Source organism: Brevundimonas sp. FV1ye29L (genome assembly GCF_058681095.1).
Map to the genome: position 1 here is coordinate 53933 of NZ_CM178730.1, position 14683 is coordinate 68615.

Annotated in this window: 19 protein-coding genes; 12 read left to right on the forward strand and 7 right to left on the reverse strand. The window is 69.4% G+C overall.

Annotation, left to right across the window (positions count from 1 at the left end; all coding sequences use genetic code 11):
* Positions 1-3 precede the first annotated feature (3 nt).
* Both ACW17W_RS00270 and ACW17W_RS00275 read right to left on the reverse strand, forming a co-directional pair.
* Positions 4-858: a S1 family peptidase gene (locus ACW17W_RS00270; protein WP_492078231.1), complete on the reverse strand. Its 855-nt coding sequence runs from the start codon at positions 856-858 to the stop codon at positions 4-6.
* A 7-nt stretch (positions 859-865) separates the two neighbouring features.
* A complete protein-coding gene (locus ACW17W_RS00275; RefSeq protein ID WP_492078232.1) occupies positions 866-1309 on the reverse strand; it encodes a DUF350 domain-containing protein in 444 nt (147 codons plus the stop codon).
* A gap of 141 nt (positions 1310-1450) precedes the next feature.
* Here ACW17W_RS00275 and ACW17W_RS00280 point away from each other — a divergent pair, with 141 nt between their 5' ends.
* Together ACW17W_RS00280 and ACW17W_RS00285 are read left to right on the forward strand one after the other, a co-directional pair.
* Complete coding sequence (locus ACW17W_RS00280; RefSeq protein ID WP_492080340.1) at positions 1451-1864, forward strand: (deoxy)nucleoside triphosphate pyrophosphohydrolase; 414 nt, start codon at positions 1451-1453, stop codon at positions 1862-1864.
* Positions 1865-1888: 24 nt separating this feature from the next.
* The gene (locus tag ACW17W_RS00285) at positions 1889-2065 is read left to right on the forward strand and encodes a Flp family type IVb pilin (protein WP_492078234.1); all 177 of its coding nucleotides are present in this window, start codon (positions 1889-1891) and stop codon (positions 2063-2065) included.
* Positions 2066-2105: 40 nt separating this feature from the next.
* On the opposite strand, the gene ACW17W_RS00290 is transcribed toward ACW17W_RS00285, so the two are convergent.
* Complete coding sequence (locus ACW17W_RS00290; RefSeq protein ID WP_492078236.1) at positions 2106-2984, reverse strand: methyltransferase domain-containing protein; 879 nt, start codon at positions 2982-2984, stop codon at positions 2106-2108.
* Positions 2985-3036: 52 nt separating this feature from the next.
* On the opposite strand from ACW17W_RS00290, the gene ACW17W_RS00295 reads away from it, so the two are divergent.
* The 7 genes from ACW17W_RS00295 (at position 3037) to ACW17W_RS00325 (ending at position 7459) form a co-directional block, all read left to right on the forward strand.
* A complete protein-coding gene (locus ACW17W_RS00295; protein WP_492080341.1) occupies positions 3037-3816 on the forward strand; it encodes a ComFC family protein in 780 nt (259 codons plus the stop codon).
* A gap of 87 nt (positions 3817-3903) precedes the next feature.
* Positions 3904-4161 (forward strand): glutaredoxin 3, encoded by a 258-nt coding sequence (grxC, locus tag ACW17W_RS00300; RefSeq protein ID WP_492078238.1) that lies wholly within the window; start codon positions 3904-3906, stop codon positions 4159-4161.
* Between the two features lie 3 nt (positions 4162-4164).
* On the forward strand, positions 4165-5031 hold the full coding sequence (locus tag ACW17W_RS00305; protein WP_492078240.1) for a carbon-nitrogen hydrolase family protein: 867 nt from the start codon (positions 4165-4167) through the stop codon (positions 5029-5031).
* Entirely contained in the window at positions 5028-5462 is a 435-nt protein-coding gene (locus ACW17W_RS00310; protein ID WP_492078242.1) for a DUF1178 family protein, read from the forward strand. The genes ACW17W_RS00305 and ACW17W_RS00310 overlap by 4 nt, the downstream gene beginning before the upstream one ends.
* 172 nt (positions 5463-5634) lie before the next feature.
* Positions 5635-6453 (forward strand): AraC family transcriptional regulator, encoded by an 819-nt coding sequence (locus ACW17W_RS00315; protein WP_492078243.1) that lies wholly within the window; start codon positions 5635-5637, stop codon positions 6451-6453.
* Positions 6454-6482: 29 nt separating this feature from the next.
* A complete protein-coding gene (locus ACW17W_RS00320) occupies positions 6483-6971 on the forward strand; it encodes a DUF6265 family protein (protein WP_492078245.1) in 489 nt (162 codons plus the stop codon).
* 11 nt (positions 6972-6982) lie between these two features.
* Positions 6983-7459 (forward strand): GNAT family N-acetyltransferase, encoded by a 477-nt coding sequence (locus tag ACW17W_RS00325; RefSeq protein WP_492078247.1) that lies wholly within the window; start codon positions 6983-6985, stop codon positions 7457-7459.
* Position 7460: 1 nt separating this feature from the next.
* On the opposite strand, the gene ACW17W_RS00330 is transcribed toward ACW17W_RS00325, so the two are convergent.
* The 4 genes from ACW17W_RS00330 to ACW17W_RS00345 all read right to left on the reverse strand — a co-directional run bounded on the left by ACW17W_RS00330 (position 7461) and on the right by ACW17W_RS00345 (position 9547).
* Entirely contained in the window at positions 7461-7685 is a 225-nt protein-coding gene (locus ACW17W_RS00330) for a hypothetical protein (protein WP_492078249.1), read from the reverse strand.
* 91 nt (positions 7686-7776) lie between these two features.
* A complete protein-coding gene (gene ubiG / locus ACW17W_RS00335) occupies positions 7777-8550 on the reverse strand; it encodes a bifunctional 2-polyprenyl-6-hydroxyphenol methylase/3-demethylubiquinol 3-O-methyltransferase UbiG (RefSeq protein WP_492078251.1) in 774 nt (257 codons plus the stop codon).
* Positions 8551-8562: 12 nt separating this feature from the next.
* Positions 8563-8934, reverse strand: coding sequence for a type II toxin-antitoxin system VapC family toxin (locus ACW17W_RS00340; RefSeq protein WP_492078253.1), 372 nt, complete (start codon positions 8932-8934; stop codon positions 8563-8565).
* A complete protein-coding gene (locus ACW17W_RS00345; protein WP_492078255.1) occupies positions 8927-9547 on the reverse strand; it encodes a hypothetical protein in 621 nt (206 codons plus the stop codon). The genes ACW17W_RS00340 and ACW17W_RS00345 overlap by 8 nt, the downstream gene beginning before the upstream one ends.
* A 106-nt stretch (positions 9548-9653) precedes the next feature.
* Between ACW17W_RS00345 and ACW17W_RS00350 the strand changes: the two genes are divergently transcribed.
* From ACW17W_RS00350 to ACW17W_RS00360, 3 genes are all read left to right on the forward strand, one after another.
* The gene (locus tag ACW17W_RS00350; protein WP_492078257.1) at positions 9654-10928 is read left to right on the forward strand and encodes an aspartate kinase; all 1275 of its coding nucleotides are present in this window, start codon (positions 9654-9656) and stop codon (positions 10926-10928) included.
* Between the two features lie 126 nt (positions 10929-11054).
* A complete protein-coding gene (gene ptsP, locus ACW17W_RS00355; RefSeq protein ID WP_492080342.1) occupies positions 11055-13262 on the forward strand; it encodes a phosphoenolpyruvate--protein phosphotransferase in 2208 nt (735 codons plus the stop codon).
* A gap of 304 nt (positions 13263-13566) precedes the next feature.
* Complete coding sequence (locus ACW17W_RS00360; RefSeq protein ID WP_492078259.1) at positions 13567-14583, forward strand: helix-turn-helix domain-containing protein; 1017 nt, start codon at positions 13567-13569, stop codon at positions 14581-14583.
* Positions 14584-14683: the final 100 nt, after the last annotated feature.

A 14683-nucleotide genomic window follows, 5' to 3' on the forward strand; every position in this document is an offset into this window, starting at 1 on the left:
GCCTCACCCCAGGCAGATCACCTGGGCCACGGTCAGTTCCCGGCGCAGGTCATCGGCGATCCGGCCGTAGTTCTCCACCGTCACCCGGCCCAGGGCGAGGCGCCCGGACCGCCCGGCCTGGCCGCGGATGGCCCGGGCGAAGCCGTCCGGAGCGGTGGTGTATATGCGACCCCGTCTCGGGGCCGCCGCAATGGTCACGCCGACAACGCGCCCCAACCGGTCCACCGCCGGGGCCCCCGACAGTCCCGCAAGGGTTCCCTCCAGCCCCTCGGTCCGACCGACCTCGGCCCAGGCCAGGACGCGTTCGTCTTCCCGCCCCCGTCCGCGACCCTTGAGGCGTTCATAGCCCAGCAGCCGGCTCGACACCTCGCCCGCGCGCCCCTGGGGATAGCCGGGGTGGAAGGCCCGCTGGCCGATCTCCAGACCGGGCGCCTCGCGAACCGGCAGGGCGCGGGGAGCCCCCTCGGTGATCAGGACGGCGACATCGGCATGCGGCGCCAGACGCTTCGCCGCCGCGACGGCGCGATTTCCGCCGACCATCAGGGCGGGACGTCGACACCCCTCGACGACATGGCGCGCCGTGACCCATCGGCCCTCACCGGCAATGGAGAAGGCCGTGCCCGACACCGGCTGGAAGGCGCGGTCGGGGGCATCGACCACGACCGCGCGATCAAACGGCGTGACGGGCCCCAGCAGGGCGCGCTCGGCTGCGCCCGGTTCAGGCGGCGCCGGCGGGGCGTCGGCATTCTCGGCGAGGCGGAGCGACACCAGGAGCAGAACGACCAGGACGGAGCCGTAGATCGCCCGGTCCGGCGCCCGGTGCGGCAGACGGAGCCCGAACGGAAGGCGACGCGTCACAGGCGGCTCAACCGGTCAGGGCCGCGGCCAGAATCAGGGCGGTCGCCAGTCGGGCCGCGACCAGAAGCACCGCCGCCGGAACCTCGCCATCCCGCACCCTCTGGGGCAGGCCCGTCAGGGCGACATCGGCCAGCCGGAAGGCCAGAAGTTGCATCACCGTCGCCACAGATCCCCAGATCGCAATGTCGATGAAGGAGGTCGAGATCGACAGCGACACGGCCAGGGGAATGGCGAGGCCCGTCAGCACGCCGCCGAAGGCGACCGAGGCGGCCGGATTGCCGAGCCGGATCTGGCTGATTTCCTTCCAGGGCGACAGCAGGGCGTAGACAGTGGCGCCCACGACCAGCAGGCCGAGAGTCGTCGCCGCGTGCAGCAACAGGATCGGAAAGCCGGTGGCGAAGGCCTGAACCTCCGGACGGGTCAGGAATTCGAAGAGGACGAGAGGGTGCATGGCGACAACCGCAATAGATACACGGTCCTTGCCGTATTGCCGCCCCGGGCCGCAAGCGCGACCCGGCCACACCTGGGGTTCAATCGTTGCGACGACACCGGCGCCTTGCGCCTCTACAAGGACGACATGACCGACCCCGCAATGCCCCAATCCCCGCTGCCGACCGTTCTGGTCGTCGCCGCCGCCCTGATCGATGTCGACGGCCGGGTGCTGATCGCCCGGCGCCCCGAGGGCAAGGCCCTGGCCGGTTTGTGGGAGTTTCCGGGCGGCAAGGTCGAGCCCGGCGAGCGGCCGGAGGCGGCCCTGATCCGCGAACTGGACGAGGAACTGGGCATCCAGGTGAAGGACGCCTGTCTGGCGCCGTTCGTCTTTGCCTCGCACGCTTACGAATCCTTTCACCTGTTGATGCCATTGTACCTGTGCCGACGCTGGTCGGGGACCGTGATCGCCCGCGAACACACAGCCCTGGCCTGGGTGAAGCCGAACCGACTTTCGGACTATCCCATGCCGCCCGCCGACGCGCCGCTGATCGCCTGGTTGTGCGATCTGATCTGAAACACGCCTGGGTGGGAGGGCCGGATGCGAGCATGGACGACCCGGTTCCTCCGCGATGAATCCGGCGCGACAGCGATCGAATACGGCCTGATCATTTCGCTCATCTTTCTCGCCATCGTCACGGCCCTGACCGCCTTTGGCAATCAGTCGAGCGGCCTGTTCAACCGCGCCATGGACGCCATCCGGACCGGGATGGGCTGAGGCGCGTCCGGTTCGGCCCCGGTCGACCGGGGGAGGACCGCTATTGGCCTTCCTTCACCCCCAGCGCATCGGCCAGCCGGGCCTTGGCTGAACCCCTTGGCAGCGGCTTCTGCTGGGTCTCGCTGGGCGCCCATCCCGCCAGATTGACGATCTCGAAGGTCGCCGGGATCCGGCCGTCGGCCTCGCCATGGCGTTCCGCATAGAGGGTCGCCGCCCGGGCCGCGATGGACCGCGTCAGGGGCCGGATCGGGCCGACCGGCACGCCCGTTTCCCCCATGGCGCGCAGGTCGCGGACCAGGGCGAACATGTCGGAATAGCGCACCGTCAGCCGGTCGACGTCCGACACCGGCAGGGCGAATCCGGCCCGCTGCAACAGGGCCGCCCCGTCATAGCCGTCGGCGAAGGGCGAGACCCGGGCCTGGGCGCCGCCGCGCTCGGCCAGTTCGGCCTCGGTGAGGACCGCCCGCAGCTCCTTCAGGGTTCCCGCCCCGAGAAGGGTGCCGAGGAACAGGCCGTCGGGTTTGAGCGCCCGCTGGATCTGGCTGAGCGCCCCCGGCAGGTCGTTGGCCCAGTGGAGGGTCATGACCGAGACGATCAGATCGCACGACCGGTCTTCCAGTGACAGCAGGTTTCGCCCCGGGTCGATCCGCCCCTCGACAAGGCGCCGGACCGGACCGACGCGCGCCGCCGCATCGCTCCCGGCCAGCAGACGGGCGAAGGGCTCGGGAAAGGCCGACAGGTCGACCGCGACCGGAAACTGCCGCAGAATGGCCTCCAGACTGTTCACCGCCCCCTCTGCGGCGCGGGCGTGGAGGAAGTCAGCCCCGGCGAACCGGCCCGCCGCCCGTTGCAGACGGGCCGCCCGGCGCACCGGGTCGAACAGGCGGGGCGGGCCGGAATCGGGAGGGGCGGCGGTCATGACGGATCAGGATGGGGTGTCGGACGGACGATGGAAAGGGCCGTCAGCCGCGATGCGCGCCCTGGCCGCCCTGAGACCGCCCTGGCCTGGATCCCGGGCCGTGCTGCGCGGACTGGCGGATCTGATCCTGCCGCCCGTGGCCCATGACAGCCGCGAGGCGACGGCCGCCGCCGGCCTCAGTCCCGGGGCCTGGAGCCGGGTCGTCTTTCTGGAAGCGCCGGTCTGTGACGGCTGCGGCGCGGCCTTCGACTACGACGGGGGCGAATTCGCCCCGGACCGCTGCGCCGCCTGTATCGCCCGACCCTATGCCTTCGGTCGGGCGCGGGCGGCCTGTGTCTATGACGAACATTCGCGCGGCCTGATCCTGAAGTTCAAACACGGCGACCAGCAGCAGTTCGCCCCCCTTTTCGCCCGCTGGATCGCCCGTTCGGCGGCGGAACTGGTCGAGACGGCCGATGCCGTGGTCCCGACGCCGCTGCACCGGCTGCGCCTGCTGTCGCGCCGCTTCAACCAGGCCGCCGAGATCGCCCGGCCCCTGGCTCGCGAGGCCCGCCTCGACTATCTGGCCGACGCCCTGGTCCGGGTGTCGCCGACCTCCAGCCAGGGCGGCAAAAGCGCGCGGGGACGCCGGCTGAACGTCAAACACGCCTTTGCGGTCTCTGAAAGCGGCCGCCGCGCCATCCGGGGCCGCCGGATCCTGCTGATCGACGATGTCCTCACCACCGGCGCCACCGCCGAGGCCTGTGCCCGGGCCCTGATCGAGGCGGGCGCCCGCGCTGTCGATCTGGCGGTCATCGCGAGGGTGCGAACCGCGCGAGAACTCACTAGATAGGGCTTACGTTCGTACCCTGACCGAAACCGGCCCTGTCGGGCCGCGCGCCCGCCAGACCCTGTTTCGACCCCATCCCCCGGAGACCCCATGGCCGACATCGTCATCTACACCAAACCCGGTTGCCCCTACTGCTTTGCGGCCATGAGCCTGCTGAAAAAAAAGGGCGCGGACTATACCGAGATCGTCGCCTCGAACGATCCGGAGAAGAAGGCCGAGATGGTTCAGAAGTCCGGCGGCGCGGCCACCTTCCCCCAGATCTTCATCGACGGAAAACACATCGGCGGCTCCGATGACATGCACGCCCTGGACCGCCAGGGCGGGCTGGACCCGCTTCTGGCGGCCTGATCCGTGGCCGCCCTCTCCGCATCGTCCTTGGCGATCGCCCTGATCCAGACCCGGACCCCGGCCGACCCGCGCGCCGCCCTGGCCGGGCTGGAGCCCCTGGTGCGCCGGGCGGCGGCGGAAGGGGCGAAGTTCATCCTGACGCCCGAGGGATCGAACGTGCTGGAGCAGCGCCGCGACCGGCGCGAGGCTGTTATTGTCGATCAGGATCAGGACGCGGCGGTGCTGGGCCTTCGCCGTCTGGCCGCCGAACTCGGCGTCTGGATCCTGATCGGCTCGGCCATCGTCGCCTCCGGCCATGCCGGGGACGCCCGCGCCGCCAACCGGTCCCTGCTGATCGACGCCACGGGCGCGGTGGTCGCGTCGTATGACAAGATGCACGTCTTTGACGTCAGCCTGGCCAATGGCGAGCACTACCGCGAGAGTGCGACCGTCCGGCCCGGTGACGCCGCGGTGGTGGCCGAAACCCCCTGGGGCGGGCTGGGCCTGACCATCTGCTACGACCTGCGTTTCCCCTATCTGCACCGGGCCCTGGCCCAGGCGGGGGCGGTCATGATCTCGGTCCCGGCCGCCTTCACCGTGCCGACCGGGGAGGCCCACTGGGAGACCCTGTTGCGCGCCCGCGCTATCGAGACCGGCGCCTTCGTCCTCGCCCCGGCCCAGGGCGGGATTCATGAGGATGGCCGCAAGACCTGGGGCCGGTCGCTGGTCGTCGATCCCTGGGGCGAGGTCATTGCGAAACTGGATCACGACCAGCCCGACGTCCTGCACGCCACACTTGATCTGGAGGCCGTGGCCCGCGCCCGCGCCTCCATCCCGGCCCTGACCCATGACCGGGCCTTCGCCGCACCGAAGCCGGTGGCCGCGACATGATCCGGTACGCCCTGCGCTGCGACGTCGCCCATGAATTCGAGGCCTGGTTCAGCGCCTCGGCCGACTATGACGATCAGGCGGCGCGCGGCCTGGTCGAATGCCCCTTCTGCGGCTCGCGGTCCGTCGAGAAACAGATCATGGCCCCGGCCGTCTCGGGCACGCGCAAATCCGCCGCCCCCGAAGACATGCGTCAGAAGATGCAGACCCTGATGCTGCAGGCCGCCCGCGAGGTGCGCGCCCATGTCGAGCAGAATTTCGACTATGTCGGCGACGCCTTCGCCCGCGAGGCCCGGGACATCCACGAGGGCCGATCCGAGAAACGCGAGATCTATGGCGAGGCCTCCCCCGCCGAGGTGAAAAAGCTGAAAGAGGACGGCGTCCCCTGCGCCCCCCTGCCCGACCTGCCGCCAGACCCGTCCAAGGCGAACTGAGGCTTTCCCTCATAGCCGTCATCCCCGGACTTGATCCGAGGATCGGATTGTCCTCCGCTCGTGAGTCGCGGTGAGGCAAGCACCGTGTGACACGACTTCTCATCAGACCCGGAACGTCCGATCCTCGGATCAAGTCCGAGGATGACGGGGAGCCGGATGAATGGGAAATCCGTTGCCGACACAAGAACGCTACGCCGAGTTTCCGCCGCCGTCGTCGCTCAAGCCCTGGGTCAAGGTCGTCTGGACCTATGCGGCGCCCCAACCGTCGGAAACAATCCAGCGCATCGCACCGGACGGCTGCCCCGAACTGATCCTCGACATCGGCGCCCCCTATGAGGAACAGGAGCCGGACGGGACATGGCGGCTGCAACCCCGCGCGATCTTCGCCGGCCAGATGACCCGGCCCATCGCGATACGGCCGCTCGGGCCGGTGGAACTGGTCGCCGTCCGGTTCCATCCCGACGGCGCCCGCGACTGGCTGGGCGACACGCTGTCGAGGGCGACGGACCAGCGCCTCGACGTCGTCGACCGGATCGGTCATCTGAAGCCTGCGCCGGGCGATCCCGAGGCGCAGTGTCGGCTGATGACCGATGCACTGGACGCCCTGAGACTGCGCGACGGCTGGACGGTCGATCCCGTCGTCCGCGCCGAGGTCGAGGCCATCGTCGCCGGCGCGCCCTCCACGTCGCGCACGCCGGCCGAACAGCGCGCCCTGCAGCGCCGCTTCCTCGACCGGGTCGGGGTATCGCCCCGCTCCCTGCGTTCGGTGGCGCGGTTCCGGCGCGTCTTCGACCACGTCGCCCCGGACGATCCCGATGCGGGCTGGCTGGAGGCGGGACTGGGGGCCGGCTATTTCGACCAGCCCCAGATGGCGCGGGATTTCCGCCGCTTCCTCGGCTGCACGGCCACCGAATGGGCCCGGGACCAGGTCGAACTGGCCCGCGCCATCGCGTCGGAAACCTACAAGCCGGCGCCGCCGCATCCGGCGTAGGGCTGGTTTCCGAACAGAGGGGAACATCCATGCCGATCCTGACCGTCGCCGCCGCCGCTCTTGTGCACACGGCGCCCATGGCCGCGCCCGCCGCCGCGCCTGACCTGTCGTGGATGTCGGGCTACTGGCTGGACTGCTCCGGCGGCCGCGAGGTCGCCGAGGCCTGGAGCGACGCGCGCGGGGGCCTGAGGGTCGGCTGGAACCTCACGGTGTCCCGCTCGGGCCAGGCCGGGTTCGAGGCGTCGCAGATCACCGCCACGCCGCAGGGTTTCGCCTATGTCGCCCAGCCCTCCGGCGCCCCGCCGACCGTCTTCGTCCTGTCCGACAGCGGCCAGACCGCCGCGGGAGGGGCCCATGTCGTCTTCTCCAACCTCGACAACGACTTCCCGCACCACATCCGCTATGAGCGCGACGGCGATGCCCTGAAGGCCCGGATCGACGGCGTGATCGAGGGTCAGGCGCGCAGCGTCGAATGGCATTTCAGAAGTCAGCCCCTGAACACCCGCTGCCCCGCCTGAGCTGGCGGGCGATGACGCCCGCCGACCTCAACGGCGTCGTTGAGGTGGCGCGGTTGTCGTTCCCGGATCATTTCGAGGGACGAAACTGTTTCGAGAACCGGCTGAGCCTCTGTCCGTCCGGCAGTTTCAGCCTCGCCGACCCGGACGGCGGCGTTCGGGGCTATCTGTTCGCCTATCCCTGGAAGGGCGAGAGCGCCCCGGCCCTGAACACCGTGATCGAGGCCCTGCCGACCGACGCCGACCGGATCTACCTCCACGACCTGGCCCTGCATCCCGACGCGCGGGGCGGCGGCTTCAGCCGCCCCATCGTCGAGAGACTGGCGGTGGAGGCCCGGTCGCAAGGCTGGCCGATGATCGCCCTGGTGGCCGTCAATGATGCGGCCGCCTTCTGGGGGCGGCTCGGCTTCGACGTCGTCGACAGCCCCGCCATCCGCGCCAAACTGCTCAGCTATGGCCCGGACGCCCGTTACATGGCGCGGCCGCTCTAGCTCAGCTCCGCGTCCAGCCCTTGCCGGCCATACAGTCGCGGAAGGCGTCGGAGTGCTGGCCCTTGCCGGTCGAGGCGCGGCACTCATCGCGGGCGCTGTCGAACGGCTGGGCGTTCTCGCCGTGCCAGGCCAGGTCGTCGTCACCATCGGCGTCGATGACGGTGACACAGGCGGAGGCGGTCAGGGCGGCGGCCGCAGCGACAGCCAGGATCAGAAGGCGTTTCATTCGGGTCTCTCCATTTCGAGGCCCGACCCATCCCATCCCGAACGACGTGCGTCCCGTTACAAGGCTGAAATCTGGATGAATTCGCGGTAAGCTATGCCGCCGCACGGGTGGCGATCATCATATAGTTGATGTCCGCATCCCCCTCCGACCAGACGCCCGTCAGGGGATCGAGGCTGAGACCGAACGGCCCTTCCACCTCGACCGGCTCGTCCGCCAGCATGGCGCGGATTTCGTCGGGCTTGAGGAACTGGCGCCAGTCATGCGTCCCCGCCGGGACCCAGCGCAGCACATATTCGGCGGCGACCTTGCCCAGCAGCAGCCCCTTCAGGGTGCGATTGAGGGTGGCCACCACCATCATCCCGCCGGGCGCGATCAGTTGCGAACAGGCGCGCACGAAGGCCTCGGGATCGGCGACGTGCTCGATCACCTCCATGGTCAGGACCACATCGAACGGCCCCGCGCCGGTCCCGTTCTGCATCGCCTCGACCATCTGTTCCACGGTGGCGGCCCGATAGGCGATATCCAGCCCCGACAGTTCGGCATGGGCGCGGGCGGTGCCGATGTTTTCGGAGGAGGCGTCGATGGCGGTGACCTCAAACCCCAGCCGGCGCATGGGTTCGGCGATCAGGCCGCCGCCGCAGCCGATGTCGATCAGGCTCAACCCGGCGAAGGGCGAACGCTCGCGGGTGTTCCGCCCGAACCGCTCCGCCGCCCGGTCCCGGACAAAGGTCAGCCGTGCCGGATTGAACCGGTGCAAGGGGGCGAACGGACCCTTCGCATCCCACCACTCGGCCGCCTGGGCCGAGAAACGGGCCACGTCAGCCGGGTCGATCGAGGGGCCGGCGGCGATTTCGCGGACAGACATGACTCCCACCTGTCAGCGGACCGTGATCACGTCAACTCCAAGGGATAACTCCGACCAAATTCGATCCGCCGTGAGGACCGGCAAAGTCTCCCGCATGGCCAGGGCCAGACAAGCGCGATCACCCAGCGACAGCCCGAAAGCGGATGTGGCGGGCGCAAGTCGACCCGCCGCATCCGCAAGACCCGCGTCAAACGGCGCGATCTCGCATCCCAGATAGTAGGCGCGCATCGGATCAAGACCCCTGCGGACCAGCCGTGCGATCACCTCCGACAGGTTTACGGCGCTCATCAGGCCGTTCGCCAGATGGGGCGCGACCACATCTCCGCCCGCCTCGTCGAGAATGTGCACCAGGGCCGCAGATGCGTCGATGACATGCCTAGTCATCGAATTCGCGCATGGCCTCCAGACGCCGCTCCGCAATCAGCGCGTCCGCCTCGCTTTCACGACCCACGCGCGCCTGCTCCGAGGCCCGACGAGCGTCCATCAACACAATGTCGCCGGCGAAGTTTCTCGCCACGAACACAGCGCCGGCCTGAAGGCCCCAAACCGGCGGCAAGGCCAGTCGACCCTCGGCGTCCACCACCAACCGAACCGGCGTCAAGCTCGCCTCCTCATCGAAGCGCGCGCCCGTCTCCGCCACGCCGGCGGGAGACGTTCGTCCGCCGTCGCGACGCGCCCGCAGCACATTTGAAACGAACTGGTCGCGAACACCGACCTTGCGGGCGATGTCAGCCTGTCTGAAGCCATGGTCGGCGTATCGCCGGATCGCGGCTGACTTGTTTCCTCCAACATCGCCGATCGGCACGGCATCCATTTGCGACTGAACCGCGCCCCGGTCAGGAACCGGGGCCGTTCGCCGACGACGCGCCTCATCAGCCACGAGAACCTGTCGGACCTGTTGATACGAACGGTCCACAAGGCGGGCGATCTCGGCACGCGACCGGCCCGACGCTGCCAGGGCGCGGATCTGGTCACTGATGGATTGTCCGTTCGTCATGGTTCGTGACTTACTTTGCCGAACCGCCCGGAGCAAGGCTTTCGTTGTGAAGCTCGCAATGGATGGCTAGAAGCCCGGGATAGGCTTGTGGAGACGTTCTGACGCGATGGCGCGACCTGGGAATACGCGGCTGGTGATGAAATTCGGCGGCACCTCGATGGGCGACCTCGAACGGATTCGTCGCGCCGCCCGCATCATTGCGGCTGAGGCGGCGACCGGGAAACAGGTGGCGGTCGTGGTCTCGGCCATGGCGGGCAAGACCAATGAGCTGGTCGCCTGGACCGACGGGGTCGGGGCGGCCGCGCCCGGATTGCCCCTGTCGGACGATGAATACGACGTTGTGGTCGCCTCCGGCGAACAGGTGACGTCGGGCCTGCTGGCCCTGACCCTGCGCAACATGGGACTGAACGCCCGAAGCTGGATGGGCTGGCAGATTCCCATCCTCACCGACGACGCCCATGGCCGGGCCCGTATCGAGGAGGTGCCGGGCGAGGTTCTGGGCGCCGCGATGGACCGGGGCGAGATCGCCGTGGTCCCGGGCTTCCAGGGCGTGACCCGGGGCGGCCGCATCACCACCCTGGGCCGGGGCGGCTCCGACACCTCGGCGGTGGCGGTGGCGGCGGCGCTGGACTGCCCGTGCGACATCTATACCGATGTGGACGGGGTCTACACCACCGACCCGCGCATCGAGGGCAAGGCCCGAAAGCTGAACCGCGTCTCCTATGAAGAGATGCTGGAGATGGCCTCGCTGGGCGCCAAGGTGCTGCAGACCCGGTCGGTCGAGCTGGCCATGGCCAAACGGGTGCCGCTTCGCGTCCTGTCCAGCTTCGTCGAACCCGACGAGAACGGAAATCTGCCGGTCAATGCCGGAACCCTGATCTGTGACGAGGAGGAAATCGTGGAAAAACGCATCGTGTCCGGCGTGACCATGAGCCGCGACGAGGCCCGGATCACCCTTCTGGGCCTGTCCGACCGCACCGACGCCCCGGCCGACGTCTTCACCCGGCTGGCCGAGGCCAATGTCAATGTCGACATGATCGTCCAGTCCCAGGCGCGCACCGAGGGGGCGGTCAACCTGACCTTCACCACCGGCCGGCGCGACGCCGATCGCGCCGCCGACCTGATGCGCGCCGCACAGCAGGAGATCCGGTTCGAGGAGATCCGCATCGACGCCGACGTGGCCAAGGTCTCGGTCATCGGCGTGGGCATGCGCAGTCATGCGGGCGTCGCCCAGACCATGTTCCGGGCCCTGGCCGACAAGGGGGTCAAGTTCCAGGCCATCTCGACCTCCGAGATCAAGATCAGCGTCCTGATCGAGGACGCCTATGCCGAACTGGCCGTTCGCGCCCTGCATTCGGCTTACGGCCTGGACGCGCTATAGGGGTTGTCATCACGCGCGCCCGTTGAGGGCGAGCCGATCTGGACTGACGGACGGGAGAGGCCATTGCCGGTTGGCGGATTGACGACGAGGGGGCCGCGTAACCTCCTGCGCCAGATCCGCGAGGCCATGGCCGGCGGAGGACCGGCGCAGGCGCGGCTGGATCGGGTCGTGCGCATCATCGCCCAGTCTATGGTGGCCGAGGTCTGTTCCATCTATCTGCGGCGCGGCTCGGGCGAGCTGGAACTGTTCGCCACCGAGGGCCTGAACCGCGAGGCCGTGCACAATACCCGGATGCGGCCGGGCGAGGGCCTGGTCGGAGAGGTGGCCCGGATGGCCCAGCCGATCAGCCTGTCCGACGCGCCGTCGCATCCGTCCTTCGCCTACCGGCCGGAGACGGGGGAAGACCCCTATCACGCCTTCCTCGGCGCCCCGCTGCTGCGCGGGGGCCGGGCCATCGGCGTTCTGGTCGTCCAGAACCGGGCCGAGCGCCGCTATGACGAGGATGAGGTCGAGGACATCCAGACCATCGCCATGGTCCTGGCCGAGACCGTGGCCTCCGGCGAGCTGCTGGATCAGGAAGAGCTGCGCGACGTCGAGGTGGCCCCGCACCGCCCGGAACGGATCAAGGGCCAGAAATTCGCCGAGGGCCTGGCGTTCGGACAGGTCATCCTGCACGAGGCGCCGCTGGCGCCCGAGAAACTGCTGTCGAACGACCCGGTGGAGGAAGAGATCCGCCTCAACCGGGCCCTGTCCGAGCTGAAGGCCGGGATCGACGCCATGCTGGACGGCGGCCAGGGCAAGCTGTCGGGCCAGTCGTTCGAGGTGCTGGAAACCTATCGCATGTTCGCCGACGACCGGGGCTGGAACCGGTCGCTGATCGAGGCGGTGCGTTCGGGTCTGACCGCCGACGCGGCGGTCGACCGGGTCAGGAACGAACATCGCGCCCGGTTCGCCAAGGCCCGCGACCCCTATATCCGCGAGCGGCTCCACGACTTCGAGGATCTGGCCAACCGGCTGCTCCGCGTTCTGGCGGGCGAGAACCCGGGTCGCCGGATCATGCCCGACGACGCCATTCTGGTGGCGCGCAACCTGGGTCCCGCCGATCTGCTGGAGTATCCGCGCGAGAGCCTGCGGGGCCTGTTGCTGGAAGAGGGCTCGGCCGCCAGCCATGCCGCCATCGTCGCCCGGGCCCTGGGCATCCCCTGCGTCGGGCGTCTGACCGGGCTGCGCGACCGCCTGTCGGAAGGCGATATCGTCATCGTCGACGGCGAGAGCGGAGAAGCCCACCTCAGGCCCCGGCCGGACATGCTGGACTCGGCCCGGTCCCGCATGGCCGTCCGCAGCCAGCGCCAGGCCGAATTCGCCAGACTGCGCGACGTCCCGGCCGTGACGAAGGACGGCCAGAGGATCACCATCCTGACCAATGCCGGGCTGGCGGTCGATCTGGAGAACATGAACGAGACCGGGGCCGAGGGCATCGGTCTGTTCCGCACCGAGTTCCAGTTCATGGTGGCCGAGGAACTGCCGCGCCTGACCAGCCAGACAGCCCTCTACAAACTGGTGCTGGACGCCGCCGGCGACCGGCCGGTGACCTTCCGGACCCTGGACATCGGCGGCGACAAGGTCCTGCCCTATATGGAAACCACCGAGCGGGAGGAGAATCCGGCTCTGGGCCGCCGCGCCATCCGTCTGGGTCTGGACCGGCCGTCCCTGCTGCGCCTGCAACTGCGGGCCCTTCTGGCCGCCGGGGCGGGGCGCGAACTGCGGGTGATGTTCCCGATGATCGCCACGGTGGACGAGTTCCGCGCCGCCCGGGAGCTGGTCGAGGTCGAGTGCAACTGGGCCCGGCGGCGGGGCCGGCCCCTGCCCGCCCTGCTGCGGGTCGGGGCCATGATCGAATGCCCCTCCCTGCTGTGGCACCTCGACGCCCTCCTGCCCCTGACCGACTTCGTCTCGGTCGGGTCCAATGATCTGTTCCAGTATATGTACGCCGCCGACCGGACCAATCCTCTGGTCTCGGACCGCTATGACCCCCTGTCCCCGCCGGCGCTCCGGGCCCTGCAGACCATCCAGACCGCCTGCGCCGAGACGGGTACGCCTGTCTCGGTGTGCGGGGAGCTGGCGGGGCGTCCGCTCGAGGCCTTCGCCCTGATCGCCCTGGGCTTTACCCGGCTGTCGGCCCCGGCCGGCGGCGTCGGGCCGGTCAAACGCATGATCCTGTCGGTCGATCTCGCGGCCGCCCGTCGCGGGGTGGGCAATCTGCTGGGCAGTTCGGCCGGATCGATCCGCAACGAACTCGAAAGCCTGGCCCGAAAGCTGAACGTCGTCATCTGAGAAAGGGCGCGCCCGGCGAGCGAGTTTCGGACGGCGATTCTCCCCCACGGTGAATCGGCCCGCAAATTTAGCAGAGCGTTGATCGGTCAACGAAAATGGATTATCCACAAGCGCGGTTCAGAAGCGGCCTCGGGGAAGGGCGCAGGCGGTGGCGTCGACGTGCTAGCGTCGCCGTTGAACCGCAACAGGGTTTGTACAGGACGTCCGTGGCGCATGCCGGGCGTCGGTTTTGGGGTCTGCCTTCATGGCGCTGGATACGGGGACTGTCCCCGATGAGTTTCGATCGCATCCGGACTGGAAGGACATGACGTCCGCCATCGTTGATGCGCCGACTCTGGGCGCCGGGCTTCGCGCCACCCGAAAGGCCTCGGGCCGGTCCCTTGTCGAGCTGTCGGTCGACACCAAGGTCCATACCCGTTACCTGACCGCGATCGAGGAGGGCGACTTCTCCGCCCTGCCGTCCCGCGTCTTCGCCATCGGCTATGTCCGGGCCTATGCCGGGGCTCTCGGTCTGGACGAACAGCTGGCCGTCGAACGGTTCAAGCGCGAAAGCCCCGATCTGTCGGCGCCCTTGCAGCCGCCCGTCGGCGTCGCCTTCCAGGATGTGCGCCGCCGTTCCCAGCCCGTTCTGATGGCGATCGCCGTGGTCGGCGTGGCGGTGATCGGCTGGAATGTGTTCCAGCGCGTCAGCCTGATGCGGGCGCCGCAACCCTCCGACATCGCCGCCGTGCCCGAGAGCTGGAGCCTGGGCGCTGTGCCCGGCCAGACAGGAACGCCGCTGCAGATTTCGGGCCCCGCCGCCGCCCCCCCGGATCAGACGACCCCCGAGCTTTACGTCACCCCGGGTCTTGAAGCGCAGCTGACGGGCGCCCGGACAGAGGAGCAGGCGGCGGCCGCCGCCATCGCCGCCGCCCCGGTGCAGGCCGCCTTCAATCCGCGCGGGGCCATCTACGGCGCCGCCGCCACGGCCTCCCAGGTGGTGCTCCAGGCCAGGAAGGCCAGCGCCCTTGTGGTGCGTATGGCGGACGGCCGCGTCCTGTTCGCGCGCCAGCTGGCCGCCGGCGAGGCCTGGCGGGCGCCGACGGGGCTCGCCGCGACGGTCGACGTGTCGGATCCCGCCGCCTTTGACGTCTATATCAATGGCGAGCACGGCGGGGCGCTCGGCGGCGTCCTCACGCCCATGACCCAGTTGAACGCGCGGGCCGAGGCCATGGCCCGCCAGACCGCAGCCCAGGTCGCAGCCCGCGCCGCCGCCGCCCAGGTCGCGGCGCGTCAGGCCGCGGCGCAGACGGAACAGTCCATCAACGCCGTCGTTCCCTAGGGGCAGGGGCCGCAAGGCGGTCGTCATCGCGGCGCAAGAGTCGCCGTCCGGATCTCCGGTCCCTGATCCCCAATCACCGCCCGTCATGGCCATGTCGCGA